General features: G+C 61.5%; 31 protein-coding genes and 1 other RNA gene. 7 read left to right on the top strand and 25 right to left on the bottom strand.

Annotated features, from left to right (window positions below):
• Positions 1–117 precede the first annotated feature (117 nt).
• From DEHOM01_RS10235 to DEHOM01_RS07200, 3 genes are all read right to left on the bottom strand, one after another.
• A complete protein-coding gene (locus DEHOM01_RS10235) occupies positions 118–408 on the bottom strand; it encodes a hypothetical protein (protein ID WP_061212147.1) in 291 nt (96 codons plus the stop codon).
• Entirely contained in the window at positions 401–700 is a 300-nt protein-coding gene (locus DEHOM01_RS07205; protein ID WP_061212146.1) for an ArsR/SmtB family transcription factor, read from the bottom strand. The genes DEHOM01_RS10235 and DEHOM01_RS07205 overlap by 8 nt, the downstream gene beginning before the upstream one ends.
• Before the next feature lie 72 nt (positions 701–772).
• Positions 773–1,138: a hypothetical protein gene (locus DEHOM01_RS07200; protein WP_245630680.1), complete on the bottom strand. Its 366-nt coding sequence runs from the start codon at positions 1,136–1,138 to the stop codon at positions 773–775.
• A 108-nt stretch (positions 1,139–1,246) separates the two neighbouring features.
• On the opposite strand from DEHOM01_RS07200, the gene DEHOM01_RS07195 reads away from it, so the two are divergent.
• Positions 1,247–1,966 carry a SatD family protein gene (locus tag DEHOM01_RS07195; protein WP_061212144.1) on the top strand — a complete coding sequence of 240 codons (720 nt, stop codon included), beginning with the start codon at positions 1,247–1,249 and terminating at the stop codon, positions 1,964–1,966.
• A 30-nt stretch (positions 1,967–1,996) separates the two neighbouring features.
• Here DEHOM01_RS07195 and DEHOM01_RS07190 read toward each other — a convergent pair whose 3' ends face one another.
• The 16 genes from DEHOM01_RS07190 to DEHOM01_RS07115 all read right to left on the bottom strand — a co-directional run bounded on the left by DEHOM01_RS07190 (position 1,997) and on the right by DEHOM01_RS07115 (position 14,883).
• The gene (locus DEHOM01_RS07190) at positions 1,997–3,613 is read right to left on the bottom strand and encodes a 5-methyltetrahydropteroyltriglutamate--homocysteine methyltransferase (protein ID WP_061212143.1); all 1,617 of its coding nucleotides are present in this window, start codon (positions 3,611–3,613) and stop codon (positions 1,997–1,999) included.
• 22 nt (positions 3,614–3,635) lie between these two features.
• Entirely contained in the window at positions 3,636–3,995 is a 360-nt protein-coding gene (locus tag DEHOM01_RS07185) for a DsrE family protein (protein ID WP_016664969.1), read from the bottom strand.
• 1 nt (position 3,996) lies between these two features.
• Positions 3,997–4,236: a sulfurtransferase TusA family protein gene (locus DEHOM01_RS07180; RefSeq protein WP_061212142.1), complete on the bottom strand. Its 240-nt coding sequence runs from the start codon at positions 4,234–4,236 to the stop codon at positions 3,997–3,999.
• 149 nt (positions 4,237–4,385) lie between these two features.
• Positions 4,386–4,756: a transfer-messenger RNA gene (gene ssrA / locus DEHOM01_RS07175) on the bottom strand.
• Between the two features lie 233 nt (positions 4,757–4,989).
• Positions 4,990–5,502: an SsrA-binding protein SmpB gene (gene smpB / locus DEHOM01_RS07170; RefSeq protein WP_051120666.1), complete on the bottom strand. Its 513-nt coding sequence runs from the start codon at positions 5,500–5,502 to the stop codon at positions 4,990–4,992.
• 29 nt (positions 5,503–5,531) lie between these two features.
• The gene (locus DEHOM01_RS07165; RefSeq protein WP_061212155.1) at positions 5,532–6,917 is read right to left on the bottom strand and encodes a M23 family metallopeptidase; all 1,386 of its coding nucleotides are present in this window, start codon (positions 6,915–6,917) and stop codon (positions 5,532–5,534) included.
• A gap of 34 nt (positions 6,918–6,951) precedes the next feature.
• Positions 6,952–7,869, bottom strand: a complete 918-nt coding sequence (gene ftsX / locus DEHOM01_RS07160; RefSeq protein WP_061212141.1) for a permease-like cell division protein FtsX — start codon at positions 7,867–7,869, stop codon at positions 6,952–6,954.
• Positions 7,866–8,759: a cell division ATP-binding protein FtsE gene (gene ftsE, locus DEHOM01_RS07155; RefSeq protein WP_061212140.1), complete on the bottom strand. Its 894-nt coding sequence runs from the start codon at positions 8,757–8,759 to the stop codon at positions 7,866–7,868. Before ftsE ends, ftsX begins: the two co-directional genes overlap by 4 nt.
• Positions 8,760–9,005: 246 nt before the next feature.
• Positions 9,006–10,124 carry a peptide chain release factor 2 gene (gene prfB, locus DEHOM01_RS07150; RefSeq protein WP_040386594.1) on the bottom strand — a complete coding sequence of 373 codons (1,119 nt, stop codon included), beginning with the start codon at positions 10,122–10,124 and terminating at the stop codon, positions 9,006–9,008.
• A 93-nt stretch (positions 10,125–10,217) separates the two neighbouring features.
• Positions 10,218–10,676: a Tad domain-containing protein gene (locus DEHOM01_RS07145; RefSeq protein WP_082738780.1), complete on the bottom strand. Its 459-nt coding sequence runs from the start codon at positions 10,674–10,676 to the stop codon at positions 10,218–10,220.
• Positions 10,673–11,134, bottom strand: coding sequence for a hypothetical protein (locus DEHOM01_RS07140; protein WP_156468324.1), 462 nt, complete (start codon positions 11,132–11,134; stop codon positions 10,673–10,675). The genes DEHOM01_RS07145 and DEHOM01_RS07140 overlap by 4 nt, the downstream gene beginning before the upstream one ends.
• On the bottom strand, positions 11,124–11,516 hold the full coding sequence (locus tag DEHOM01_RS07135) for a hypothetical protein (RefSeq protein ID WP_051120722.1): 393 nt from the start codon (positions 11,514–11,516) through the stop codon (positions 11,124–11,126). The genes DEHOM01_RS07140 and DEHOM01_RS07135 overlap by 11 nt, the downstream gene beginning before the upstream one ends.
• A 7-nt stretch (positions 11,517–11,523) precedes the next feature.
• Positions 11,524–11,772 carry a hypothetical protein gene (locus tag DEHOM01_RS07130; RefSeq protein ID WP_375543968.1) on the bottom strand — a complete coding sequence of 83 codons (249 nt, stop codon included), beginning with the start codon at positions 11,770–11,772 and terminating at the stop codon, positions 11,524–11,526.
• A gap of 59 nt (positions 11,773–11,831) precedes the next feature.
• Positions 11,832–12,788 (bottom strand): type II secretion system F family protein, encoded by a 957-nt coding sequence (locus DEHOM01_RS07125; RefSeq protein ID WP_061212137.1) that lies wholly within the window; start codon positions 12,786–12,788, stop codon positions 11,832–11,834.
• Positions 12,785–13,663, bottom strand: coding sequence for a type II secretion system F family protein (locus tag DEHOM01_RS07120; RefSeq protein WP_061212136.1), 879 nt, complete (start codon positions 13,661–13,663; stop codon positions 12,785–12,787). Before DEHOM01_RS07120 ends, DEHOM01_RS07125 begins: the two co-directional genes overlap by 4 nt.
• Complete coding sequence (locus DEHOM01_RS07115) at positions 13,660–14,883, bottom strand: TadA family conjugal transfer-associated ATPase (protein ID WP_016664982.1); 1,224 nt, start codon at positions 14,881–14,883, stop codon at positions 13,660–13,662. Before DEHOM01_RS07115 ends, DEHOM01_RS07120 begins: the two co-directional genes overlap by 4 nt.
• A gap of 234 nt (positions 14,884–15,117) precedes the next feature.
• On the opposite strand from DEHOM01_RS07115, the gene DEHOM01_RS07110 reads away from it, so the two are divergent.
• Positions 15,118–16,332: a YihY/virulence factor BrkB family protein gene (locus DEHOM01_RS07110; RefSeq protein ID WP_061212135.1), complete on the top strand. Its 1,215-nt coding sequence runs from the start codon at positions 15,118–15,120 to the stop codon at positions 16,330–16,332.
• A gap of 14 nt (positions 16,333–16,346) precedes the next feature.
• Positions 16,347–17,072 (top strand): SOS response-associated peptidase, encoded by a 726-nt coding sequence (locus DEHOM01_RS07105; RefSeq protein ID WP_061212134.1) that lies wholly within the window; start codon positions 16,347–16,349, stop codon positions 17,070–17,072.
• Positions 17,073–17,085: 13 nt separating this feature from the next.
• Here the strand turns inward: DEHOM01_RS07105 and DEHOM01_RS07100 are convergent, their stop codons facing one another.
• Entirely contained in the window at positions 17,086–17,520 is a 435-nt protein-coding gene (locus DEHOM01_RS07100) for a hypothetical protein (protein WP_156468323.1), read from the bottom strand.
• Between the two features lie 248 nt (positions 17,521–17,768).
• On the opposite strand from DEHOM01_RS07100, the gene DEHOM01_RS07095 reads away from it, so the two are divergent.
• Complete coding sequence (locus DEHOM01_RS07095; RefSeq protein WP_016664986.1) at positions 17,769–18,017, top strand: WhiB family transcriptional regulator; 249 nt, start codon at positions 17,769–17,771, stop codon at positions 18,015–18,017.
• 98 nt (positions 18,018–18,115) lie between these two features.
• On the opposite strand, the gene DEHOM01_RS07090 is transcribed toward DEHOM01_RS07095, so the two are convergent.
• Positions 18,116–19,621 carry a sensor histidine kinase gene (locus DEHOM01_RS07090; protein ID WP_061212132.1) on the bottom strand — a complete coding sequence of 502 codons (1,506 nt, stop codon included), beginning with the start codon at positions 19,619–19,621 and terminating at the stop codon, positions 18,116–18,118.
• Positions 19,622–19,724: 103 nt separating this feature from the next.
• On the opposite strand from DEHOM01_RS07090, the gene DEHOM01_RS07085 reads away from it, so the two are divergent.
• Complete coding sequence (locus DEHOM01_RS07085) at positions 19,725–20,228, top strand: DUF2505 domain-containing protein (protein ID WP_061212131.1); 504 nt, start codon at positions 19,725–19,727, stop codon at positions 20,226–20,228.
• On the opposite strand, the gene DEHOM01_RS07080 is transcribed toward DEHOM01_RS07085, so the two are convergent.
• Genes DEHOM01_RS07080 through DEHOM01_RS07070 form a run of 3 tightly spaced genes read right to left on the bottom strand, consistent with a single transcriptional unit; the run spans position 20,225 to position 22,445 of the window.
• Positions 20,225–20,671: a hypothetical protein gene (locus DEHOM01_RS07080; RefSeq protein WP_061212130.1), complete on the bottom strand. Its 447-nt coding sequence runs from the start codon at positions 20,669–20,671 to the stop codon at positions 20,225–20,227. The genes DEHOM01_RS07085 and DEHOM01_RS07080 overlap by 4 nt on opposite strands.
• 38 nt (positions 20,672–20,709) lie before the next feature.
• Positions 20,710–21,897 (bottom strand): CpaE/TadZ family protein, encoded by a 1,188-nt coding sequence (locus DEHOM01_RS07075; RefSeq protein ID WP_061212129.1) that lies wholly within the window; start codon positions 21,895–21,897, stop codon positions 20,710–20,712.
• Positions 21,894–22,445 (bottom strand): SAF domain-containing protein, encoded by a 552-nt coding sequence (locus DEHOM01_RS07070; RefSeq protein WP_167346660.1) that lies wholly within the window; start codon positions 22,443–22,445, stop codon positions 21,894–21,896. The genes DEHOM01_RS07075 and DEHOM01_RS07070 overlap by 4 nt, the downstream gene beginning before the upstream one ends.
• A 268-nt stretch (positions 22,446–22,713) precedes the next feature.
• Between DEHOM01_RS07070 and DEHOM01_RS07065 the strand changes: the two genes are divergently transcribed.
• Positions 22,714–22,947 (top strand): helix-turn-helix domain-containing protein, encoded by a 234-nt coding sequence (locus DEHOM01_RS07065; protein ID WP_034373922.1) that lies wholly within the window; start codon positions 22,714–22,716, stop codon positions 22,945–22,947.
• Between the two features lie 2 nt (positions 22,948–22,949).
• Here the strand turns inward: DEHOM01_RS07065 and DEHOM01_RS07060 are convergent, their stop codons facing one another.
• Complete coding sequence (locus DEHOM01_RS07060; RefSeq protein ID WP_061212127.1) at positions 22,950–23,489, bottom strand: hypothetical protein; 540 nt, start codon at positions 23,487–23,489, stop codon at positions 22,950–22,952.
• A gap of 203 nt (positions 23,490–23,692) precedes the next feature.
• Here DEHOM01_RS07060 and DEHOM01_RS07055 point away from each other — a divergent pair, with 203 nt between their 5' ends.
• On the top strand, positions 23,693–24,637 hold the full coding sequence (locus tag DEHOM01_RS07055; protein ID WP_061212126.1) for a LysM peptidoglycan-binding domain-containing protein: 945 nt from the start codon (positions 23,693–23,695) through the stop codon (positions 24,635–24,637).
• Positions 24,638–24,649: the final 12 nt, after the last annotated feature.

Raw genomic sequence — 24,649 nt, 5'->3', positions numbered from 1 at the left:
AGTAACTGATTTCTCAGTCCAACTAATGGGGAGCAGTTCAAACCCATGGCCGGGCCTTTCTCGTATCAGAACACCGGTTGAGGCCTAGGCCCCCGACCGTACTGTCCCGACGTTTGCTCAGTGCTCGTCGTAGTGGTCGCCGTGCTCCGCGTGGCGGTGGTCGTCGTGGATGTAGTCAACGTGGTCGTCGTGCTCGACAGCCTCGTGTCCGCAATCCTCGCCGTGCTGGTGATCGGCGACGGTGTGCTCAGCCTGCGGCTGGTGCTCGTCGTAGTGGTCGCCGTGCTCTGCATGCAGGTGGCCGTCGTGCTTGTAGTCCACGTGGTCACCGTGCTGGACTGCTTCGTGGCCGCAGCCTTCGCCGTGTGCATGCTCCGTGGGGGTGTGTTCCGCTTTGCGGTCAGTCATGATGTTCTCCTTCTTGTGCGTGCGCCAGTGCGTCGTGGATGACGTGGGTGACATGGGCATCAGCGATCGAGTACCTCGTCGCTCTTCCTTCACGCTCTCCCTTCACCACGTGCACCTCGCGGAGTTTCCCGAGGTGCTGGGAGACGAGCGGCTGCGAGAGACCCGTGAGATCCACGAGCTCCGATACCGTGCACGCATGATCGGAAAGGTGCAGCACAATTTCGAGGCGTGCCGGGTTGCCGAGCACCTTGAATACGTGTGCTGCGTGGTCGATCTGCGAACTGTCTCCCATGCGTCAATCACACCATACTCATGCACATATTGCAATATGCCTATTTATTGCGAATCGTTCCCACTCTCGCAATCACGCGACACCCGCGAGGAGCGTACACACCCCCACGGCGATTCCCGCCCACGCAGCCGCCCACAGCACCGAGGCAAAGGTCCCAATAATGAACAACTCCCCCACGCGAGCCGCCTCACGCCCTTCCTTCTCCGCACGCAGCTCCGGATACCGACCGAGCCCCTTCACGGCAAGCGTGACAGCGATACCCGTCGGGAAGCCTGCAACAATCGAGACGTAGACGGCAATTCGCTCAAGAATGCCGATCCATCGCCCTCCCGGCAATTCCTTTTGCGCCCCCATGAGGGTCCCCTGCGCGGCGGCGACGCGAGCCCCACCGTCATCAATGCGCCGCAAAAGCGCGCGAATAACCCCATTGCCCGCCACGGCTCCACAGCCACACACAGTTAGCGCAAGCGCGCTCCACACAACCGTCACAACACCACCCGTTTAGGCATTTCCTACATTTGGGACGAATTAAGCTATTCTCTACATATGGCACCAGTGAAGGATCAGGCTTACGCCGTCGCTGTCATCGGCGACATCGTCAACTCTCGCGATCACAACCGCACCGCGCTCCACGAACACCTCACCAGTGCGCTCAACGCGATTCAGACACCATCACACGAACGCCTCCACCCTACCGTCGGCGACGAAATCCAAGGCGTGTTCGCCACCCACGGCGACGCCCTTCGCGCCACCCACATCCTCAGGCTCCACCTTCGCGAGCATGACATCGACATTCGATTCGGAATCGGAGCCGGCGAGATCCGCATCATCGACGAAGGCGCCGGCATCCAGGACGGCTCCGCCTGGTGGGCCGCGCGCGAGGCCCTTGAGCGCACAGAAGAACTCGCCCAAACCTCCGGGTTCTCAGGTATACGCACCGGGCTCAGTGCAGCAACCTCGGAAAATAAAAAGTCCGACGGTCGCCGGGCAACCGTCGGAACACAAGCCCCGCAAGGCCACGACACGCCCCCGCCCGAAGCGCTATGCCACTTGATCGACGCACACGTGAGCGCGCTCAAGGGGGGCGCCTGCGGAAGCTTACGCGGAATCCTCGAGGGCGAATCAAACGGCGATACCGCGGCGCGCCTCGGCATCTCTCCGAGCGCTAACACGCAGCGCATCATGCGCAACGACCTGCGTCCGCTCGCCGAGGCAATGCGCGCGACGTGGCTATCAAACGCCCCCGCTACACGGCCCGAGCGCTAACGAGGGAAGGCACGAAGGCGCCGGAACGCTCTACCGCAGGGCGTCGCGCACCTTGACGAGCATCGCCATTGCCGCTTCAGCCTGCTTCCCCGCCACGATTGGATTATCGGCAAACGTCGCGAAGCCGCAGTCGGTATTCAGGAGCACTCGATCCTTGCCGAACATCTTCACTGCGGTACGCCCGCGCTCGAGCACAGCTTCGAAGGTTTCATCTTGCGGCGCCTTCTGGTTGAAGATGCCGATACCGATGCGCTGGTCTTCGCGCAGGCCCGTCAGATGCTCCCAGTCCCCGGCGCGCGGCGTGCATGTTTCCACAATGACGTTGCCGATCGGTACGGATGACAGGAGCGGGAGCAAAGGCGCGTAGTCTCCGGAAAGTGCCTTGGACTCATCGGGGGTCCAGTTGCCACGGCACACGTGAATACCCAGGCGATCGGCAGGAAAGCCCTCCGCTACCTGCGCAATCAGATCCCGCGCAAATTCCAGCTCCGGCTGCACTGCTTTACGCTCACCGAGCGCCCCGCACATGAATGTACGACCGCCGCCACCTTCGTTGCCGTAGACCACTTCGCTAAGCACGGGCTCGTCAATTTCCACCAACGCGACGCCTGCGGCGAGAAGCTCGGCGATTTCCTCCCGCAGAATCCGGACCACGTCGGTGGCGAGGGTTTCCCGGTCGGGGTAGGCGCGATCGGAAACGCACTCCATCCACATGGTGCGAGTGAGGAGGTACGGGCCGGGAAGATCCACCTTCACCGCGCGATCGGTGATGGTCTTCAGGTATTGGGCTTCATGCACAGCAAGGGATCTGTCACGGCCGAGCGGCCCGAATACCGCCGGGTGGCGAACCTCCCCTGCCGGCACATCGAGGGCGCGCAGCTCACGTTCAAACTGCACCGGATCATCAACGTACGGCAACAGATCCGTGATGGGAATGAGCTGACAGTTCTGCAGCAGACCCCCTACGAAGCTGGAGTAGTTATCGCGGCGCATTTCACCGTCGGTGACGACGTCGACGTCGGCGCGTTCTTGCGCTGCCACGACAAGCTGCACGGCGTCATCAGCGGTAGCGTCAAACTCCTCCTGGGAGAGTCGGCCTTCCAGATGCTCATGCAGTGCGCGAATCAGCCACGACGGCCGCGGCCAGCTGCCCATAGTGTGCACGGCCAGGGGCTCGAGCGCGGGCGCCGCAGCAGGCTCGGGAAGCTCGGCAGGAATATGTGGCGTGACCACTTCCTGCGTAATCGCCATTTGCGGGCGCTTACGGAGTTTCTTTCCTTTGCCTGCCGCGGGCACGAGTGCCTCGGGGGTGTTCTCCTGCTGAGGCATGCTCGCTGCGCCCTCGTAGGCCCCCTTGCACACCAAGAACCGCCACTGGGTGAGTTCGCGCCCCTGAAACTGCACGGTCGTGGTAGTCGTATCGACCAGGTCATTCCCGGTCATACTGCACCAGCTAGGCAAGTCGACCTCCACCGTGGAATCCACGGAGGCGATCTCCAGGAACTTTCCCGGATCCAGGGGATCCAGATGTTTGCGGATCAGCAACAGCAGTCCGTTGCCACAATCCAGATCTCCACCGTCAAAACTGGTGTGGCCCTTCAAGCCGTCCTTGAAGGTGGCCGGGGTGAACTCTTGAGCGTTCGTCATGGCGGTATTCGAGTAGCAGCCGTCAGTAGCTCACGCAGCTAGCGCCCTGGGACATGTACTCGACGAGCTTCGCGCCGCCGACGATCGTCGCGCCGTTGATGAGCTTGCCTTCGTCCAGTCCACGCTTCTTGTAGCACGGCGAGCACACCCAGATCGTGCCGCCAGCTTCGGCGTAGTTGGTGATCAGTTCCTTGAGCGGCGCGAAGCCCTCCTCGTGAAGGTCGTCGGCGTAACCTTCTTCAGCGAGCCGCGCCCCCTCGGAGGAAAGGAACACGACGGTTTCCTGATCGGAGGCGATCGAGGCATTGGCGATGACGAAGCCCACGGTCGCCTTGTCAACATCGTCTTTGGCGTGGGTGATGCTCACACAGATCTTGGACATGTCAGGAATCCTTTCGTCGGATCAAGAACCGCGGCGGCTGCGCCACGGCAAGAGTGTGCCCGGTGAGACTGCACCAGGCGGGGATGTCGATGATCGCGCCTTCGTCGGTGGCGATCAGCTCGAAGATTTCTCCCGGACTCAGGGCGAGCATACGCGAGCGAAGCTTCATGACGAGTTCGCCGCAGCCCAAGTCCCCGGCGTCCCATCTATCTGCAATAGCGAGATCCGCGGAGTTGCTCATATGCATGCCTTTTCACCCAATGGACAAATCTAAAGGTGTTGTAGTCATACACACCACTGGCTCCACCATATCAACGCAGGCCAGAACCTGTTTGCCCAATCCACAAAGCAACAAAAAAGGGCGCCCACTGTGCATAGTGGGCGCCCTCATCGTGGAGCCGGCGGGAATCGAACCCGCGTCCGATAGTGCGAAGCCAGGGCTTCTCCGGGCGCAGTCCGCGACATCGTTTTCTCAGCCCCAGCGCTCACACGGACACGTCGCTGACGGGCTCAGTCACTCTGAGGTGTTCATCCAACCCCGGTGACCAGGGTTGGTAGCAGTGGCCCTCTAGATGATGGACAGGTCAGATCGAAGGCAATCCCTGACGGTCCAGACTGCTGTCGCTGATCAGGCAGCGAGAGCGAAGTCAGTGCGCTTAGGTTCGGCACTTATTGTTTTCCAGGGAGCGTTATCGAGATAACCCTGGATCCTCGGCCCGCTTCCCCTCGCTGGACAACTACCGTCGAAACCGATCGACCCCGTATCGGGTGGCAACGCCCGTAAACGGAACGTGCCAGATAATCTGCACCCGCAACTGCGGGTGGGATGCGTGCCTGATTCGCACACCCTATTCGATTATCAAAAATCTGTTGCACCTTCCGGCGCAGCAGTTCAGTATACAGCTTTCAACGCCTACCGCCAAGGGCTCTATTCTCGAGGGCAAGCGTCGGCCCCTTCGCCACCGCGGAACCTGGCGTACGGGTGGTTCCGACGCTAGCTGAGCATCTCCCGCCGCCTCATCGCGCGTTGAGCCTCGCGAGCATCCTGCTTTTCGCGCAGGGTTTGGCGCTTATCCCATTCTTTCTTGCCGCGAGCAAGCGCGATCTCGACCTTGGCGTGCGAGCCGAGAAAGTAGATCGATAGGGGGATGATCGTGTACCCCTTTTCGCGAGTCTTATTCATGAGTTTCAGGATCTCGCGTTTGTGCAACAGGAGCTTACGTTTGCGGCGCGCCGCGTGATTCGTCCACGTACCCCGTACATACGGAGCGATGTGCACGGCATCCATCCACACTTCGCCGTTGTCGATATAGCAGTAGCCATCAACGAGAGACGCACCGCGCTCGCGCAGCGACTTCACCTCGGTGCCCTGGAGGACCACGCCGGCCTCCCACGTCGCATCGATGTGGTAGTCGTGGCGCGCCTTTTTATTCGAGGCGATAAGCTGCTTTTTTCGCTCCGGCGCTACGGGCGCCTGCTTCTTTCCAGCCTTCGTGGCCACGTTCATCCCTCCACAGCTGCTGACACATTGACCGCCTAGTATCCCACAAATTTGCGGGGGTCGAGCGCCGTGCCGTCGAGGTGCGTCTCGAAATGTAGGTGACAGCCAGTCGAGGCTCCCGTGGAGCCGACGTAGCCCACGGTCTGCCCGGCCTCGATCCGCTGGCCGGCAGAGACCGCGAACCCCTGAAGGTGGTGATACGAGGTCGTGAGGATCTGACCGTTATACAGGCCATGGCTCACGATGACTTTGTTCCCGGCGCCGCTGTTGTGAGTCGTCGCAAGAACCTTGCCCGCAGCCATCGCCCCCACGGGAGTCCCGCATGCCGCCGCATAATCCATACCCTTGTGGAGCTTGCGCGTGTGGTACACGGGGTGGAACCTATAGCCAAACATCGAGCTGCGGCGCGCCGAAACGGGATCGCGGAAGCCACCCGACGATGCGCCACCGCCACTCTCAGGCTTCGGCGCGGAGATCTTGCGAGGCTTACGCCGCTCGCGCTTTGCCCGGCGCTCCTCAGCCTCGCGCGCCTCCCGAGCCTTCCGTTCTTGCTCGCGCTGGCGCGCAAGCGCTTCCTGACGCTCTTTTTCGATGAGTTGCTGAATGTCTGTTTCGAGAGCGCTCGACTGGGATTCGAGCGCCGATTCCGACGCTCGATACTTGTCCTTGAGCGTTTCGAGGTTCGCCGCCTGAGATTTCTGCGAAGCGTAAAGACCATCGAGGTCTTTCTTTGCCTGCGCCGCTTCGCTCTCAGCCTGGCGGCGCTCGGCGACCGCAGCCGCTGACTTCTTCTTGAGGTCCTCGATCTCGGCACGGATCGCCTCAAGCCGGTCCGCGGAGTTCACATTCGTGGCTTGCTGACCGCGAAGATCCGTGAGCTTCGCGCCTTGCGCTTGAAGCGTGAGGCGGTAGTTCATCGTTCGATCGACCGCGTCCTGCGGATCCTCCGAATTCAAGAAAATCGACGCGGGATTGGGAGCACCCGTGCCTTTATACGCCTCGATAGAGGCCCGTGAGACGTCCTCGTTCGACTGCGAAATCTTTTGCTGGCCACTTTCGACGGCCTGCCGGATTTCACTCTCCTCGGCTTGCGCGGCCTCGAGCCGCTTCGCCTGTCGGGCGTCCTCAGCTTTCGCCGCTTCGAGCGCGGAGCGCGCAGAGTCGAGGCGTGTCTGCGCATCGGGAATCCTCGCCTCAGTTTCGGCAAGGGCGAGGTACGCGTCGGCAAGCTCCGTGTCAACCTCGTTGAGGTCCTCGCGCAACGCTGCAAGCTTTTCGTCGACGCTCTTCTTTTGTTTCTTCTTGTCGTCGATATCATCAGCGAGCACATGGTCGTGCGAAAAAATGCCCGACGAGGCTAGGCCGAGAACGGCAGCGAACGACGCACCTTTCACGAGTGCGCGTCGAGAAAGAAAATTCATTTTCCCCTCACCATTCGACATATCCAGAACCTGCCTACACCTTCAAATAGCGGTTGAGCGCAACGACGGACGAGCCTATCGCGAGAATAACACCGAGCGCGAGCAAAATAGGCCCTACCCACAACAGGTCCGCCATCGTCATGTGGATGAGATCAGCTCCGAGAGTCGGAGCGAGCCAGCCCTCCACAAGATATTTAATTGCGAGCGAAAGTACACCGGTAGCCAGCGCTCCGCCGATCAGTGCGGCAACAGCCCCCTCCAGAAGGAACGGCAAGCGAATAAAGATATTGCTCGCGCCTACAAGACGCATAATCGCAATCTCACGCCTTCTATTCGCCACCGACATACGGATCGTCGTCGCAACGAGGAGCACCGCCGCTACCAGCATGACCACAGCGAGAGAGATCGCAAAGACAGTTGATTGATTCAAGATCGAAATAAACGGTGCATATACCGCGAGAAGATCGGACACCTCATCGACGCCTTCTCTCCCCTGGAAGAAATCCACGACAGCGCTTGAGCGCTCCGCCTCCACAAGCGTGATGTGGAAACTCACCGGCATATCTTCGGCAGTGAAATCCTGCGCAAAGCTCTCACCGCCAAACTGGCCGCGGTATACCTCGAGAGCTTCCTCTTGGGAGCGCTCATCCACGGACGCGATATACGGGCCTAAAATATCGCCCTTGAGCGCCTCCCGGACCTCGGCAATCTGTGCGTCCGTCGCAGCGCCGCCGGCACATGATGTCGCCGTCGAATGCGGAGAGCACATATAGACGCTAATTTGCGAGTTCTTCACGAGGATGTCTTGAAGCGCGACAATCTGCTTCTGCATGAGAAGCCCCGCTCCCACGAACGTGAGCGAAACCGCGGTCACAATCACGACGGAAATCACCATCGCAATGTTGCGACGAAGCCCTCCGAAGCTTTCTTTAAGGATGTAGCGAAGCCTCATGCGAGTTCGTCCTCCTCGCCCGAATCCGAATCCTCGAAGGCACGATCGAAATCTCCCACGCGCTCGTCACCGCTCGCGGTTTCGTCAAACTGCTCGAAAGCTACGTCGGAAGCGCGCACACTTCCTCCGGTCGCAGAGTCCGACGGCTGCCGCTCCCCCGCTGCCTCACCATCGGGTACCGCACCCGAGATCACGCTCTCATCGGAGGATCCTCGATAGTGGCCGCGCTTCTCATCACGCACAACGTGCCCATCAACGAGCTCGACCACACGCTTGTTCAAACGATTCACTGCTTTCTCGTCGTGAGTAGCCATGAGAACGGTCGTTCCGCGATCGTTGATATCTGCGAGGAGATCCATAATCCCCTTGGCCGTTTCCGGATCGAGGTTGCCCGTTGGCTCATCAGCAAGAAGGATCGTGGGCCGATTCACGTACGCTCGCGCAATGGCAACACGCTGCTGCTCGCCACCTGACAGCTCATGCGGAAGCCGTTTTCCTTTGTCTGCCAGGCCCACCATGTCGAGAACCTCGGGCACGAGCTTTTTCACCACCCTGCCCGGAGTCCCGATGACCTGGAGCGCAAACTCCACATTCTGGAACGCCGTCTTCGAGGGCAGCAAACGGAAGTCCTGGAATACCATCCCGATTTCACGACGGAGCCGGGGAACTTTCCAGCTCGACAGACGCGAAAGGTCCTTGCCCGCCACAAAAATTGAGCCAGAGGTCGGATTAGTTTCCTTCAAAATGAGCCTGAGCATTGTCGATTTTCCCGAGCCCGAGGCCCCGACGAGAAAAGCGAATTCGCCACGCTCAAACTCGATCGACAGATCAGTAAGTGCGGGCGCGCTCTTACGCTGATATGTTTTCGTCACGTGTTCGAAACGAATCACAGGCTCATCCCATCTGGGCGGGTCGACAGCTCCCCTCGAGATGTCCGCGGGCACTACGAGGGTCAGTACCCGTCAACCCTAACCACGGCCCACCTCAAATCTTCGGATTCAGGCCGGTCACACGGGTCACGTTTTCCTCAAGAATTCGTCAAGAGGCGCTAGAGACAGCACGCTGAGCCTCGCGCCCATGTGAGCTCAGCAAGCGTCGGCCCCGTACGGGTAAGGGCCGAGCTCCACCCCGGCGAGTTAATCCTCCGTGCGTGCCTGTTCGACGCGCCAGCGGATACCGGCCTCAATAAAGCCATCGATATTGCCATCAAACACCGAGGTGGGATTGCCTTCCGAGTACTCCGTGCGCAAATCCTTCACCATCTGGTACGGGTTCAAGACATAGGAGCGCATCTGGTCGCCCCAGCTCGCCTTGATATCGCCGGCGAGCTCCTTACGCTTTGCGTCTTCCTCTTGCTTCTTCAGGAGCAGGAGTCGCGACTGAAGCACGCGCAGAGCCGCGGCACGGTTCTGGATCTGCGACTTCTCGTCCTGCATCGAAACGACAATGCCCGTGGGGATGTGAGTCATGCGCACGGCCGAATCGGTCGTGTTCACACTCTGGCCGCCCGGACCCGACGAACGGAACACGTCGATCTTGAGTTCATTCTCGGGGATCTCGATGCTGTCGGTCGTTTCGATGAGCGGGATCACCTCGACCGCGGCGAACGAGGTTTGACGGCGTCCCTGGTTGTCGAACGGGGAAATACGGACGAGGCGGTGCGTCCCGCCCTCGACACTGAGCGTTCCATACGCGTATGGCGCACTCACTTCAAAGGTGACGGACTTGAGACCGGCCTCCTCCGCATACGAGGTGTCCATGACCTTGGTGGGGTACCCCTTGTGTTCAGCCCACCGCAAGTACATGCGCAGCAGCATCTCGGCGAAGTCCGCGGCATCAACACCACCGGCGCCCGCGCGAATCGTCACGACCGCGTTGCGCTGATCGTATTCACCGCTCAGCATCGTGCGAACCTCGAGCTCGTCAAGCGCTTTACGAATCGCGGAAAGTTCCTTTTCAGCGTCCTCGGCGAACTGTGCATCGCCTTCTTCCTCGCCAAGCTCGACCATGACCTCGAGGTCGTCGATGCGACTCGACAGTTCGCTGACGCGGCGCTTCTCCGCCTGCGCATGCGAGAGGTCGGACGTGACTTTCTGAGCCGCCTCTGGGTCATCCCACAGATCGGGGGCGGCCGCCTGCTTCTCGAGGTCGGCGATCCTAGCGGTCAGCGCATCAAGATCGGTGACCTTCTCGATCGATTCGAGGGTCGAACGCAGGTGGGGAATCTCGGCAGAAAAATCAGAACTCACAAACATCCACTCTACGCTACGCACTCACCGCACGACAGGGACGCGACGCTCGCGCCCGGGCCAATGCGGTCCGCTCCACACCAGCATCGGCGGTCCGCACTAGTGCGCATGAGCCGATGAGTCCACGCGCACAACGATGGGAGAGTCGAGCGCACGAGAAATCCACCCCACGAGCGGCGGGTGCACACGCGCTTCGAGGGAGAGCCTCACCTCACCATTCGGCGAGAGGGCAAGCGCTGTAATGCCCATATCGCTCACGCGAGAAAACTGGTGCGGGTACTGCGCGAGATAGGCAGAGGCACGCTCGCGCGCTTCGGCCTCCGTGGGAATACGTGGGTCACCCGCGTCATCGTAGAGTCTGTTTTCGCTCGTTGCCCCCGCTGCGTAAAGGGCCGCGCCATCCGCCACGAACTGGACGCGATTGCGGTCGATCTCGACACCGGTCACGGCGATGCCGAACGCAATCACCATCAAAACCACGACGCTGACGCCTATCGTCAAGACGCTGGCGTTGCCGCGCTCCCCTCTGCATCGCGCCAGGCGACGCTTTCGGATCATGGCATGCCCCCTTCAGCAATCAACGCGTGTCGGCCTTTCACGTCGACGATTGAGGAGTCCAGACCGATCACTCCGAGCCCGGGAATAGGCGCCGCGAGGCTCACCTCCACCGAAACGACCTCTCCGGCAACCGGACATGACGCCGACTCGCACGACACTTCGATGTCCCGGGCCTCTACCTCGACACCGTAGTCGCGCTCTACCTCGGCCACGATGCCCGCGATGCGTTCCTCGCGCCCCTCGGCAAGATCATGGACCGAATACACCCGCGCGATCTGCCGCGCGAGGGTATCGGCGGCGAATGAGGCGGACTGCACGGAGGCACACGTGAGCAGGAGATATACGAGCGGAATGAGGAGGATGACGGATAGTCCAGTGAACTCGACGACCGCGTTCCCCGATGCATCCCTCAACCGACGCGACGTTTCCTTCGCGGCGGCGCCCAACCTAGAGAGCATCCTCGTCCACCGCATGCCCCACGACGTGCAATGCGTTGCTCGGTCCGAAAAATCCGATGAGCGGCAGGGCCGCGTGGATTTCTATCTCAATCACGCCCGCATGCTCGCGAGCTTCGACGTCCACGTCACCCAGTTGCTGAAACCGAGCAGAGGCTAGTTCTGAGGCGCGTGCGAGGCCGTCGCTCGGATCATTGCCGAGCAACGCCCCGTGGTACGCCGACTGTACGGCGATGTCCGTGAGTCCATTGCGCACGTGAAGGAATAGGGCAAGCTGGAGAAGGCTCAGGCCAAGCGCCACCACGAGTGCCGCGATGAGGGGGAACTCCACGACCGCGTTGCCCCGTTCTTCGCGCAGGCGCCGATGCAATCGGCGTATACGCATGCGCACGCTACTCGGTGAACTGGCTCATGGCCTGGTTGAACAAGCCCACGAGGGCATCGGATGCCACGGCCCATAGAGCCACAACGATGCCGGCCGTCATGAGAGTGATGAGGACCCATCCGGGAACGTCACCGCGTTCACTGGCCAGGCGCTCGCGCGCCGCGAAGAGAGCTCGAACGGTCGCACGGGAGATGCGTTCACGCAGCGGGGTGCGGGCGGTGGCATTGTCAATCAAGGTTGAGCGGTTAATGGACACGGGGTTCTCCTTCGGAATGAGGTGGGATACCAAAATTGCAAAACTCGGGGCCATGCCTGTCATAGCCCCACCTGGAGTGCGGTGATGCCGGGGAAGACCGCAAACACAATGACGAGCGGCATGAGGAGGAAGACGACGGGCAGAAGCATGTACACCTCGCGCCGCCCTGCGCTCTCCATCAAGGTCCGCTTCGAAAGCTCGCGGGCATCTTGCGCCTGCGCGCGCATGACATCTGCGAGTGGGGTGCCTCGTTCGAGGGCAACGGCAATGGTTTCCGCGAACCTCGAGAGGGGGTCGAGCGGGGAGCGGGTCCCAAGATTGATAAGGGCGTCCTCGAGGCTCGCTCCCGCGCGGATCTCGGAAACGGCAATCGCCAGTTCCCGCGAAAGCTCTCCCTGAGAGGTGCGCGCGACTCTCTCCATCGCCGCGATCGGGCCTTCCCCTGCTGATATCGCGAGGGCCAGCAGATCGGCAATAGTGGGGAATTCGCGCGCCATTGCCTGCTTCCGCGACGAAATCGCGCTCGTGAGGAGGTAGTCGCGCACGAGCGGTGCGGTCACGCTCGCGATCACGACAAGCGCAAGGAGCGCAATGAGCGGTGCTCGCTCGAGCGCGAACAGCCCCATCCCGAGGGCAGCGCTCGCCACGAACGCCACTATCGCCCAGGTGAACTGCTGAATTCTGAATTCTCGATAGGTGATCCGACCGCCAGCGAGCGCGAGACGCTTCTCGATCTCACGTTGGCTCCCGAGCGCCCGCGCGGCAAAGGCGCGCACGCTCTCGAGAAACGGGCCCACGCTAGCGTCAATCACGGGATGCACCCGTGCACTGTTCTCGAGAAAACCGAGTGCTCCACGTGCGCTGCCCCGTTTAATGTAAGGACTGACGCGAGCTTCAACTGACCGAGGTCGCCGCCACGGATTCTCGAGGATCACGAGAGCGAGGCCAAGGCCGAAAAGTGCGCCGAGGGTGCACCCCAAAATGATGATCGTGAGCGTATTGTCGCGGATGATCATTTGCGCAGCACCCTCTCGTCTTGCGGCAAGCGCGCGAGTGCGAGCATGAGGCGATAGGCGAAGAACGATACGAGCGCACCCGCGATGATGAGCATGCCGCCAGCGGCGGAGTCGTAGGCCTCGGCGGCTTCGGGACGCAGGATCATGAGCCCGAGCACCACCCACGGGGCGATAAGGGCGAGCTTCGCCCCGTTGACCGTCCAACTCTGCCTCGCTTCGAGCTCGGAGCGCACGCGCGCATCTTCACGAAGGAACGATGACAGGGTGCGTAGAAGCGTGCCGAGATCGGTTCCGCCCACGTCTCGTGTAATGCGCAGTGCCTCGATGATGCGATCCGCAACAGGGTCGCTCAAGCGCGCCTTGAGTCGATCGAGGCTGTAGGAGAAGTCGCCGGTAGCGTGGTATTCCCTCGCAAATTCACCGAATGACGAGCGCAGTTGCTCGGGCCCGCGATCGGAGAGTTGGGCAAGCGATTCAGGCAGGGAGAGCCCCGCGCGGACAGCCGATCCCACGAGGTCGATTACTTCCGGCCATACTTCGCGGAGGTTTTCTTGCCGTCGCCTCGCCAGTGCTCGCAGCGCCCATGCGGGGAAAAGGCTTCCGCCGACCCCTGCCGCGGCGCTCGGGATCATCGCGGTGCTGAGCCCTAAAGTGAGGATGAAAGCCACGCCACCGGTGAGCACCGACGCAATAAGAAGGTGATGGGGGCGTGCGCTCGAGAGCCCGATCCGGGCGAAATCGTCGCGGATTCGCTGCTCAATACGGGTACGCGAGCCTACCCGAACCGGCTTCCTGGCTTCACGGGGCCAAAACGCTGACCAGATCGTCACAAGCCCGAGGCCGAAGAGGGCTCCGGCAGCAAAGCCCGGGATCATCGCTTGTCCCCAAGGAGGGTCGATAGCGAGAAGCCAGCTCGTTCGAACCGTTCGGGGTGCGGCGGATATGCGTCGCCCCTGCATAGCCGGCCGCGACGGAACTCGAAGATGTGTCCGAGCTCGACTACGGAATCTTCGACTCTCCCCGGAACGGCAACGATCTCTCGCACTCGACGGGTGCCATCGTGAAGGTGATCGAGGTGGACGACAAGATCGATTGCGTTCGCGACGGTCGGCGTCACGAACGAGCCGCTGACATTTTCGCCCGCGAGCAACGGGAGCGTGCACAGCTTGGCGATCGTGTCGCGGGCGGAGTTGGAGTGAATGGTGGCCATCCCTGGAAGGCCGCTGTTAAGCGCGATGAGCATGTCGAGCGACTCGGCCTCGCGAACCTCGCCAACGATTATGCGGCTGGGGCGCATACGCAGCGCCTCCTTCACAAGGCGGCGCATCGTAATTTCGCCGACGCCTTCGAGGTTCGGCTGCCGGCACTGCATGCCCACGACGTCCCGTGCGGAAATATTGAGTTCGAATACTTCCTCGATCGTCACGATTCTTTCGCGCGGGTAGACGGCCGAGCCGAGGCAACTGACCATCGTAGTTTTGCCTGCGCCTACGCTCCCGGAGACGATGATGTTGAGCCCCGCCTTTACGCTCGCGTCGAGGAAGTCGGCAGCTTGCTGCGTGAGGGACCCTAACGCGACGAGGTCTGCGAGCGAGTGTGCTTTTGAGATGAACTTTCGGATGTTGACGGACCAGTGCTTGCGCGTGACGTTCGGGATCACGGCGTGAAGGCGCGCACCGCTGGGGAGAAGTGCGTCGACGAATGGTGTACTGAGGTCAAGGCGGCGACCCGTTTGCGCAAGCATTCGTTCGACGAGCCCGCGAACTTCGCCGGCCGAGAGCACGAGTGGGGTCAACTCACTGACGCCGTGCCGGTGGACGAAGATTTCGCTCGGCGAGTTGATCCAGATCTCTTCGATCTCCGGATCGTCGAGGAACGTCTGCAGGGCGCCGAAACCTCCGATGCGTGCGGCCACTTCCCCCACGGCCGACTCGCGCTCACGCAACGCGGGGACTTCACCACGGGCGGCTTTGGCGTCGTACTCGTTGACAACTGTGGCGATGAGGTCGTCGAGTGACGACGACGTCGCATCGAGACCCTGCTCGCGAATCGCTTGGCGAGCTTCGGCCTCGATGATGCCGAGTGCGTCGTGCATGGGTTTCCCCCCTTATGCAATCGTGGCGCCTACTCAAGGCTCCCCGCGCCCCGTCCCCCTGGGGCTTTCTGTCATCTTTGTACCAGAGTTTGAGGGCACGCGAAACGCTGTTCGGCAATTGTGGATAACTATTCCTGGGTTATCCAGACTGCGGGTGAGTGTGCGGTACGGCATACGTGCAGATCGGCCGTATAGACTCGCGTCGTCCCGTTCCCCGTCCCAGAGGATGACCGCATGGCAACGCGCCTTTCCACCCGCGATACCGCGGCCGAAGCAAAGATGTCGAAGACCGAATGGACGTACGCGGCAAGGCGCACTCTCACGGAATTCTCTAGAGCGGGCGGAACGGATCTCGCCGCTCAGCTCACGTACTTCATCGTCCTCGCCATCGCCCCATCCCTCCTGGCCCTTTTCTCGCTTGCTGCACTCCTGCTGAGCGGTTTCCAGGACGAGATCGTCGGGCTCATTACCGATGCAGTAGCGAAGTCGAACATTGCGAAGGGCTCGGGCGATCTGAGCGGCCCGATCGAATCCACACTCAAATCCCTCCTCGGGTCGACCTCCTCGGGCACGATCGCTCTCATCATCGGTATCGTGACCGCCCTGTGGTCGGCTTCGGCGTTCGTTAAGGCATTCTCGCGAGCCTCCAACAAAATTTACCGAGTGGAGGAGACCCGCGGCCCCGTCAAGTTCAACCTCTCGATGCTCGCGGTCACTGCCGCACTCATCGTGGGAATCCTCCTGCTCTTCATTTCCATGTTGCTCAACCAAAGCATGGTCGACTCCCTCTTCGGCCCCATTTTCTCGGCGATCCAGATGCCGGATCTTCTGTCCTTCCTCACCGACACCTTTATCCCGATTTGGGCGTGGGTGAAGTGGCCGTTCATGCTCGCACTTTTGTTCGCTGTCGTGTCGCTGCTGTACTGGGCGACGCCGAACCTTGAGCACAAGTACCGTTTCATCTCGCCGGGTGGAATTTTCGCCATCGTGGGCATTGCCCTCGCGCTCGTTGCGCTCAGCATCTACATGTCGACCGCGGCGAGTTACTCGAGCTACGGCGCTATCGGTGGCGTCATGGCAATCCTGTTCGTCCTGTGGGTCGTGAGCATCGTCCTCATTCTCGGCGCAGCTTTTGACGCCGAGGTTTTGCGCGGCCGCCAGCTCGCCGCTGGTATGCCCGCCGAGGACGGTTTCGAACTTCCAAGTCGAGGCGCCGAACCGCCCACAAAAGCCGACCTCAAATACGCCAAAATCGTTGAGGAAGGCCGCGAAATCCGCGTCGGCAACCTTTACAAAAACCAAGGCAACTACACGGCGACATTCGCGGGTGAGGACGCGCTTCGCAAGGGCGACGAGGGTGTCTTCTCCGTCTCCGAAAGCGACGAGTCATCGGGTGAGGAGCCCGCGGCTTCAGCCACCGAGGACAGCGCGCGCGACGCGCAGGATTAGGCTGCGGCGTCGCCATGTGCGGGCGTTTCGCGTTTTTCCAGGAAATCGAGCCGCTTCTCGATGACATCGGCGCCCTCGATCGCGCCGATCCGCACCTGGCGGCGCGCTACAACATCCCTCCCACGACGCCGATCTATGTCGTGACCGAGGGGGTCGAACGCGATACCGGCACGCTCACAAGAGCTGTGCGTACCGCCTATTGGGGCCTCGTCCCACGGTTCGCAAAAGACCTCTCGTTCTCCGCGAAAACCTTTAACGCGAGGCGAGAAACTCTCGTAGAAAAGCCAAGTTTTCGCGGCTCCCTTAGCCGCTATCGCGCCCTCGTCCCCATGAACGGCTACTACGAGTGGCAATCGGGACCGAACGGGAAAATCCCGCACTACCTCCACGATCCGCACGCCCCACTCCTGTATGCAGCCGGCCTCGTGTCATGGTGGAAAGATCCTGCGCGGCCAGAAGCCGAATGGCTGTTGACAGCGACGATCATTACAAAAGCGGCCGAGGGACAACTCGAACGAATCCATTCCCGCATGCCCGTTTTCCTCAACCCCGAGGGCCGCGAAACTTGGCTCGGTTTCGAGTCTTTCGCAACGGGGAACGACGCCCATACCTGGATCAATGGCTCTGAAGGGCAGCTCCCAGCTCAAGCACTTGAAGCCTACCGGGTGGGAGACGACGTTGGAAACGTGACGAACGAGGGCGCCCATCTCATTGATCGGCAGAATCCGACGCCTGCCTAGATGCGTCGGCGGCTTAGTCTTCGTCGGCGATAAAGAGCTCGCGATCGGGTCGATTCTCAGGGCGTATGAGAAGAACGAACAGCGCAATCGCGAGGCCGAGCGCAGTAAAGCCAGCCCAAAGGAGACCTCCACGGATGAGGCTTCCCCCAACCAGCGCCTGAAAAAGCTGCCATGTCACTCCAAAGCTCACGCCGTAGCGACCGCGTTTCATGAGCGAACGCGCGGCAAGCGCGACCATCAGGGCGAAGATCCCTAGACATGCGGTGAGTCCCACGGCGAGCGTTGACAGTTTCGGGGACTGAGCGGGGAGCGTCACGAGGGCATAGAGCGCAGCGGCGAGAAGCAGGAGCGCCTCGACCACGAGAAGCGCAACGCTCACGCAGCGCAGCGGGTGCGTGGGGAGTTGAGATTGCGCCTTGGAACCGGGGGCACCGCTAACGGAAGTCATGCCCCCACCCTAATGCCCGGTACGCCGTGTGACCGCCGCTGGCAAGATGCATGCGGTGTGGAAAAGATAACGAGGGATCTTCTCGCTAGATCCTTGTCCATTAGCGACGTTGCCAGGAACAATGGAGTACTACATCGCTTCGACACCACCGTGTGAGAGGCGATATGTATTGATGTCGAGGCCCACTGGGCCACACGCCATTGTGACCCCACTACGGTCACGATGCACTGGAAAGAGAGAGTGACCCGATGGATTGGCGCCACCGCGCTGCATGCCTCACCGAAGATCCCGAACTTTTCTTCCCCATCGGGAACACGGGACCGGCGATCACCCAGATCCAGGAAGCCAAGGCCGTGTGCCAACGCTGCGAGGTCATGAATATCTGCTTGAAATTTGCGCTCGAATCCGGCCAGGATTCCGGCGTGTGGGGCGGTCTTTCCGAAGATGAGCGCCGCTCACTTAAGCGCCGCACCGCGCGAGCGCGACGCGTCGCCTAGCGGCCACTGCCCACGGGCGTATCTTTTCTAGCCGTATCTAGCGGCGTTACCGCCGCGAGGCACAGCCGCGTCAACTCTGGGCTTGCCCTCCCCACTCCCTAGCGTGAGATCGGGTCGAGATACACATCAATCGTGGCGCGCGTGCCGCCGTCGGGCCTATTCTCCCAGGTGAGAACGCCACCAAGCTCCCCCTGCACGAGGGTTTGCGCGATATTCGTGCCGAGCCCCTCGGGCCTGCTGGGCATCCCCTTGCCGTCGTCGTCGACGTCAATCACGAGATGGGTTCCGCTACGCTCGCTCGTGATCGTAAGGTTTCCTCCGGTTTCCGAAAGTCCATGTTCGACGGCATTCGTCGCGAGCTCCGTCAAGACAAGCGCGAGCGGGGTCGCTTCCTCCGCGCGTACGAGCCCTGCCTTGCCAACCTTGTGAGTCGCGACCGCAACCTGCCCGATGCCGCTCGCGTGGTCACCGTCATGCACCGTTGCCGAGGCGGCATCGACCGCGAGGCGCAAGCAGCGGTCGATCACGTCGTCAAGCAAAACGGTCTCTTCGCTTCCCTGCAAGAGGGATTCGTGAACCAGTGCGATCGTCGAGACGCGCCGCATTGCCTCAAGCAACGCGTCTTTCGCTTCGTCGGACTTCATGCGCCTCGACTGCAAGCGCAAAAGCGCAGCGACCGTTTGCAAATTGTTCTTGACGCGATGATGAACCTCGCGGATCGTCGCGTCCTTAGTCATCAACTCTTTTTCGCGACGGCGCACCTCGGTCACATCGCGTACGAGAATGATGGCCTCCGTTCGCTGCCCCCGGCGCGTGATCGGGATCGCGCGCAGTGACAGGATCCCGCCTTTTGCCTGCATGTCGACGCGCCACGCGGCGCGCCCCGTCAACACAAGTGGAAGCGACTCATCGACGGGAATTCGAGATTGCAGATCTGCGGTCGCGAGCTCCGCGAGGAGAGACCCCACCATGTCTCCCTGCATCCCGCACCGGTGGAAGGCGGAAAGTGCGTTCGGAGAGGCGGCCTTTACAACGCCTTCGCTATCGACCGACACCCAACCGTCACCCACACGAGGAGCCCCTCGGCGAGGCGGAACGGGCGCCCCTTTGATAGGGAACGCCCCCTCCCCCATCATGAGCAGCAATTCTCGGCCAAGCCGATGCTGCTCCTGTTCCGCGGCGGTGAGTCGCGCATCGGCGGGCGATGTAAACGATTCGATCGACACGATCGCGAGGACCACGCCCTTGCGACGAACGGGGGCAAAGCGCACGAATGCGGGGCGAGACTCGCGCTCGACCGTCACGAATGTGTCGACATCGTCGACGCCTGCTCCCGCATTGTCATAGGCCGCGAGTAGCTCGGGCCAATCCTCACGCGTGTAGACACTCGAGATCGGGTCCTCGAAATACACCGTACTGCCATTGGCCGGGCGTGAATGCGCGGTCGCGCACATCCCCTCTTCGCGCGGCACCCACAGCACAAGATCGGAACCCAGCAGGTCCGAGACGACCTGCCAATCACCGAGAAGAAGCTGGAGCCACTCAACCTCGGGCCTCGGCGTTTCATCGTCATAGGTAAGCACGTTGTTCACGGTGGGAGCCATATCTCAAGCCTACTGCCTCACGGCTTGAGTCCGGCACCGCGCACACGCTCGTCTCGCCGCGCGCCGCTAGTCTTAGGTCAGCACCAGATGTGAGGAGACGACAGTGAAAACACTCCACGACACCATCGACTACAGCGCGAGCGTTGAGCGCGTCGCGCGCTTCTACGCGAGCAGTGAGCACGCAGCTGAGCGTGCGCGAAGGCTCGGCGTGAACGATACGCACGTGGATGTCCAGGGCAATCCCGACGGCGCCTTCACCACGACGATCCAGGCGACTGTGCCACGCGAGCAGATCGGCCACGACAAGTTCAACCGTTTCCTGCCCGAACGCCTCAACGTGACCATCGTGCATGACTGGGACGCTCCCGACGGCGGCTCCCGGACGGGGCGCCTACGCGCGACGGTCGCCTCTCTTCCGGTCGACCTTTCGGCGGACTTTACTCTCAGCGGCAGCGGCGACGGCTCGCGCATGAGCATCGAGGCAAACCTCAACGTAAAAATTCCCCTCGTGGGAGGCGCAATCGAAAAGGCCGCACTCGAAGCAGCGGGCGATGCCTTCGACACCGAGGAAGCATTTGCCAACGACGTCCTCGCAAACGAGCGCTAGGCTTCGAGGAACTCCCTGACGACGCTGGCTTCGCTCGCGTCGAACCACAACACATCGGGAGCGTAGGGGTCGTCGGCAACCTCAGCGGCCGAATTCTGGGTGATGAGATAGGCCCGTAGCGGCACCGTTATCGCCTCGCTCTTAAGGAGGTGCGACCACTCGCCAACGTCGACCGAGGCGTCGCTCTCGAGTGCGCGATCGGGAAGGTCAAATGCTGCGATCGCAATCCGGCCCTCACTTCTGTGCGCGTGGGCGAGGGACAGGATGCATTCACACATCGCCTCGAATTCGCGCTCTTCGGCTTCATCACCAGCGAGCCCCTTAGTCGCCGAGGCCGGCACACCCCACACCCGCGCACCTGCGGGAAGGTCGAACGTCGGGACCGTCATATCGAGAACGCTCGTATCTCCCGCGAGCGCATTCACAGGGCAGAACACGCGCATGTGCCTCTCCTTGGCTAGTAACAGCTGAGGCCTCAAGACTACCGAAGAAGATTCTGGTCGACGTGAGTGGCGAGCCGCATGAGCGCCTGCCGAAGTTTCGATTTCGGTGCAGACTCTGACAGGAGGACGCCGTCCCACCTCGCGCGAGAGGCTACCGCGGCATCGAGCGGGAGGGCGAGGCACGTATCAAAATCGAGGCGCGCGCGAAGAGTCCGCTCGATGCTCGCGAGCGTCACGCTTGAGTCGAGTTTGTTGACGACGACGGTCACGGGATTCCGCGCGAGCTCCATGACCTGGGGAGCTTCACGCACAAAGCGCGTCACGCTAATGGGATCAGCGGCCACAACGGCGATCACGTGTGAGGCCGACGCAAGTGCGGTTCGCGTGGCGCCATTGCGGTGCTGAGCCCCGAAGTCACCCCCGCTTCCCTCGTGGTCCATTGGCGCGGCGACATCAACAACGACGGTGTTCGTCGCCTCTCGAGCTTTTCCACATACCGCTTCGAGGGCATTGTCGTAGACCTCGATGTAACGCGAGGGGACGCCTATTCCACTGAGGAGGTGGAGGTCTTCGCTTACGAGCGGAGAATACTGGAGGACAAGCTCGGCTGTGAGCGCGCCTTTATCGCTTGCTCGACATGCGGCGACGAGCCCGGGCACTTCATCAAGGACGCCGAAAATCTGTGATTGGCACGGACCGTAGGTGTCGGCATCGATGAGAATGCTCTCGCCTCTGAGAAGCGACAGTTCGTGCGCAAGATGTGCGGCGACGAAGGAGCGCCCGGGGGCGCCTTCGGGGCCCCATACGGTCAGCATCGGAGAGGCTGCTTCGTCGGTGCTTGGCTCTTGGGTCCACGTAGAGTGATCGGGATCCTGCGTTTCGAGCCCCGCGTGCAAGAGCACATCGTAGAGCTCATCGGCATCGATTCCGCCGTGCACTTCGAGGGTGATTCCAAGTGTCGCAGGATCGGTGCGGCTCGACTGAGACGTCACGGCAATGACGCCGGTTCCCCCACGCCTGATCTCGTGGACGATTTCACGCGAAAGCCCCGCAACATCAACATCGAGAAGGAGAACATCGCCGAGTTCGGCTCGTGTGAGAGCAAGAAGCTCCGTAAGGTCAACGCACCGCCTAAGCACACGGCAACGAGTGGAAAGTCGCTGCGCGATGGTCGAAACCAGCTGAACTTCGTCGGCACCCGACGCGCAGACGAGGATGTCGATCATTCGGAATCCTCAAAAAGTCCCGGCGCTTCGACAACATAGAGGTTGCGCTTTGTTCCGAGTGCATCGAGCACGCTTGCCACGTGTGCGGAGGGGATGAGGACCTCAACTCGCGCGCCACGGCCACTGAGCCCGCCACCCTCATCAACGCCTCGAACGACGGCACCCTCCACGAGGATCGTCGAATTGGCTGCATCCTCACCACCGGAAGCCCACACGTCAACCAGTGCACCCTTTTTGAGCGAAGACGTGACTGGCTGATCGACCTGAATGGTAACGGGGCGCATCGATGAATCTGTCGCTTGCCCGACGGCGCTGCGGGGTAGAAGCTCGCCTCGCGCGATGCTTTCACGGGCAACGCTTCCCTCTGCGATCGAGGCGGCTTTGTGCACGTAGTGCTCACGACTCTCCCCCATGCGGACCTCGGCCACCGTAAATTGTTCGGGTGTGAGCACGTCACCCTCGGCGATATCGGTTGTCGCGACAAGAACGTCTTCGCTCGAGGACACCATCGTGAATGCCAGGCCCCCGACGAGAGTGCTACCTAACACGAGTGCAGCGCCCGTAAGCAAGCGGGTATCGCGGTATGGATTCTTTCTGATGCGTCGAAAGCGCGTGCGCTCCCCCATTGACCCCCCAATGTTCGTGAACCACGTAGTTCACGACGAGCATAACGACAGTCGTGGCAGCATGCGAGCGGTTTTTCCAAATGTGGACAACTGCCGGGGCACCAACCCGTCGACACTTATCCACAGGGTCGCCAATCCGGATGACTGTTCATGCAAAAATAGTGGAGAGCCAAGTTGACCGAGGAGCACCATGCCAATGCACTTCTACACGCTCGATGAGGTGTGCGAGATCCTCGCGATCGAAAAACCGCAGGCCTACTCGCTTGTGCGGAGCGGAAGTCTGCGCGCAATCAAACTTGGAGGGCGCGGCCAGTGGCGCGTTGAAGAGGCAGAGTTACGCGCGTTCGTCGATCGCGCCTACGCCGAGACCGAAGCGGAAATTCATGCGCACAACAGCGCCCGCACCGCCGAGCGCACGCGATAGAACTAAACGACCCAGATAGCTTCGAGCGAGGAAAACGGCACGGAAATAGCGCTCTGCGTCCGCCTGGAAGCGTCGGCCCCTGCGACCGCCCTGATCTCGCAGTGATCTGCGAACACTCGCGCCACCACCCCGGTAAGGTCCCCGGCCACCGTCACGATCACTGCACGACGCCCAGTTTCGGCCATTTCTTGCACAGCACTGCGCAGCCCTAGCCGCGGTCGCCGCTCGTCACCGGGTCGCACCCGACCAAGAGCGCCACTCACCCACGCGACTTTCGCCGCATTCACGAACATTGTGCGCGAGGGGTGGAGAGCATCGAGCTCGATCCAATCGCGGCCGACACGTCGCACTCGCCCCTCGTATGCCCGACCCGAGCAAAGACTGATCGTCACAGCCTGTCCCGCGGTCCCCGCGATTCGGTCGAGGAGTCCCACTTCCGCACGCTCTGCTTCGGCGAGCTCCTGCGCGTCTTGGCGAATGCGTTCAAGGCGCTCTCGCTCGAGCCAGCGATCGAGATCCTCGAGACGGTCATCGGCACTCATGGCGACAAGCTATCGCACTCTCCACAGTGACCTCTTGCACATCCACCAAAAAGCACATAACATCATTCCCGAACATCAAAGTTCATCAAACTGCATCAAATGGTGCGTACGTGCTCAGTACTCCCGCGAGGCCTTCTGCTGCTTCAGCAAAGGTTCGACGTCTCTGTGAGCGAGCAGTCGCACTCACGCATAGGGGGAACACTGTGACCACGACGTTGACCGCGCGCAGCCACCGCGCAGAGAGCTTCCAGTCCACCGAGCTCTCCACATTGGCACCCGTCGCAATTCGAAAAACTCGCGCCTTCGCCAAGGCGCTCGCGTGGCTCATCGCGAGCGTCGCCGCTGTCGGTGCACTCACCTTCGCGCTGCATAGCGCTCACTCGAGCGAAGGCACCAGAGAATTCGCGCTCTCGGTCTTCGCGTTAGGCGCCGGAGGGCTCGCCGCGCTCACCGCGCACTTAAGCGTGACCTGGATTCTCATCTCGTGCGCGCTCACCGCGCCCAGGCACTCCTCTCGCCGCACATTTGCTCTCAAGGCTCTTCGCCTCTGGTCTCCGCGAGCCGCGCGTCTCGCGGTCGTCGCACTTGGGATCTCGGCAACAGCCCTCTCCCTTGGCGACCCCACACGAGCTCTCGCCGATGCCGCACCAACGCCCCCGTCTGCCACAGCCACTCCGCACGCCTCCGATTCGGGGGAAAGAGACAACCCCGTGGAGGCTATCGGCAATAGTGAAGGCATCCCTTTATCCGACGTCACCACCCTCGGTTGGGCTCCACGAGAGGCAGGCTCGGGCACCATCCCAAGCCTAGAGACGACCGCGGAGCCCACACCTTCGCAATCGATGGCGTACAGCGGCGCCTCGCAGGCCCTCCCAGCGCCAGCGGCTGCCCCAAACGCTATCGAGCAAGAAAACGCATCTCCGGCTCCTACCGCCGCTCGCACCGCAACGGCGCCACGTTCGAGCGATACCTACACAGTGAAGCAGGGCGACACGCTATGGACGATCGCAAAGCGCCATCTCACCAGCCTCAACGGTGAACGCCCCACCAACGGAGCTATCGTTCGCGAAATCGAGAGAATCGCCGCGCTCAATCCCGAAATCGACGACGTCGATCTAATCTTCCCCGGCCAAATCTTCAACCTTTGATCACTAGCCGCA

The organism is Dermabacter hominis NBRC 106157, from assembly GCF_001570785.1.
GTDB lineage: Bacteria > Actinomycetota > Actinomycetes > Actinomycetales > Dermabacteraceae > Dermabacter > Dermabacter hominis.
Note: the sequence above shows the minus strand (reverse complement) of the source record. Positions and strands in the feature narration are given on the sequence as shown.